Source organism: Cryobacterium fucosi (assembly GCF_004403515.1).
In the GTDB taxonomy this organism is placed as follows: domain Bacteria; phylum Actinomycetota; class Actinomycetes; order Actinomycetales; family Microbacteriaceae; genus Cryobacterium; species Cryobacterium fucosi.
This window is the reverse complement of the sequence record NZ_SOHH01000041.1, coordinates 1-1,465: the sequence shown is the minus strand read 5'-3', so window position 1 is coordinate 1,465 and position 1,465 is coordinate 1. Positions and strand designations below refer to the sequence as shown.

Here is a 1,465-nt window from a genome sequence, read left to right as displayed (position 1 = left end):
CGGGGGGTGCCCCTATGTTTTTGTCAAGCGGCGAGTTGATGGTCGGTTTGATAGAGGGTGCCGTCGCGGAGCATGGCATAGAGGACGTCGCAGCGTCGTCGGGCGAGGGCGATGAGGGCTTGGTTGTGGCGCTTGCCTTGGGCGATCTTGCGGTCGTAGTAGGCCCGTGAGACCGGGTCGCGGAGCGCGGCGAAAGCGGAGAGGAACAGGGCTCGTTTGAGGATCTTGTTCCCGCGTCTGGACGGGTGCTCGCCGCGGATGGAGCTGCCGGAGCGCCTGGTCACGGGGGCCAGGCCAGCGTAGGCGGCGAGGTGGCCGGCGGAGGCGAAGTCCTTGCCGGAGACTTCGGTGAGGAGTCTGGCTGCGGTCCTGATCCCGACTCCGGGCATGCTGATCAGGACGGGGTGAAGAGGGTGAGCCTCCACGAGCCGCTCGACTTCGACGGCGATCTCGTCCCGTTGCCGGCGGAGCGCGGCGAGCTGTTCGGCGAGCTTGGGAAGCACGATGCTGGTCGCGTTCGTGCCGGTGACCACGACGATCTGCTCGGCCAGCGCCTGGGTGATCTCGTCCGCGAGGCGCCGGCCCATGCGCGGTGCCAACTTCAGCAGCCGGTTGCCGAGTCGGGTTGGGCCGGCGGCCTTCATCACCGCTGGCGTTGGGTAGCGCTGCAGCAGATCCAGCACCGCCGGATGGTCCAGGTGCGGGCCCAGGACCCGCTCCAACGCAGGGTGGATCTGGGTGAGCAGGCCCCGGATACGGTTGCTCGTGGCCGTGATCTGGCCGACGACATCGTCGTCGAAGCCGCAAAGCATCGAGAGCTCAGCGACCTGCTCATCGGCCAGCTGCAGTGACCGCAAAGCATGCGGGAGGCTCCTGGCGGCTTGGGCGATGATCGCAGCATCGCGGGCGTCGGTCTTGGCTTCGCCCGCGTGCAGGTCCGCGATCCGCCGCATGGCCAGGCCCGGCAGGTAGCCCACGAGCACGTCTTCTGCCTGGGCGACGGCGATCGGCAGGGCGCCGATGGTCGCGGGCTGATCGACGACGAACAAAACCTGGCCGTGTCGTTTCAGGTGCCCGATCAGCTCGCGTAATTTCGCTTCGTCGTTGGGCAGTGCCTTGTCGAAGAGTTGTTTGCCGGCCCGGTCGAGGGCGACCGCGTGGTGTTCTCCCTTGCCGACATCCACGCCGATGAAGACGTCAACGCTGTCGTAGTTCTCGATCATGAATCCTCCGTCTCAGGTTCCACAAGTCGGCCTGAACCGCGGCATCAAGTCTCGGCATCCACGTTACGAACGGCCTGGGACACGTCCCGGTCCAGCCCCTATCAGCGATCACCTGATGCCAGTCAGGCCCGGTGACAACACCCCCCGGATCATGGGCGACTGGGGGCAACAACCATGCCGGGCCTGACAGGCCAACACCCTCACATAACTACACGATCAAGGGATACGAAGAAAGTAACGGG

Annotated in this window: 1 protein-coding gene; it reads right to left on the bottom strand. The window is 65.9% G+C overall.

All coding sequences use genetic code 11. The annotated features are described in order from the left end of the window. Positions 1–23 precede the first annotated feature (23 nt). Complete coding sequence (locus E3T48_RS04765; RefSeq protein WP_134522692.1) at positions 24–1,223, bottom strand: IS110 family RNA-guided transposase; 1,200 nt, start codon at positions 1,221–1,223, stop codon at positions 24–26. Between the last annotated feature and the right edge of the window lie 242 nt (positions 1,224–1,465).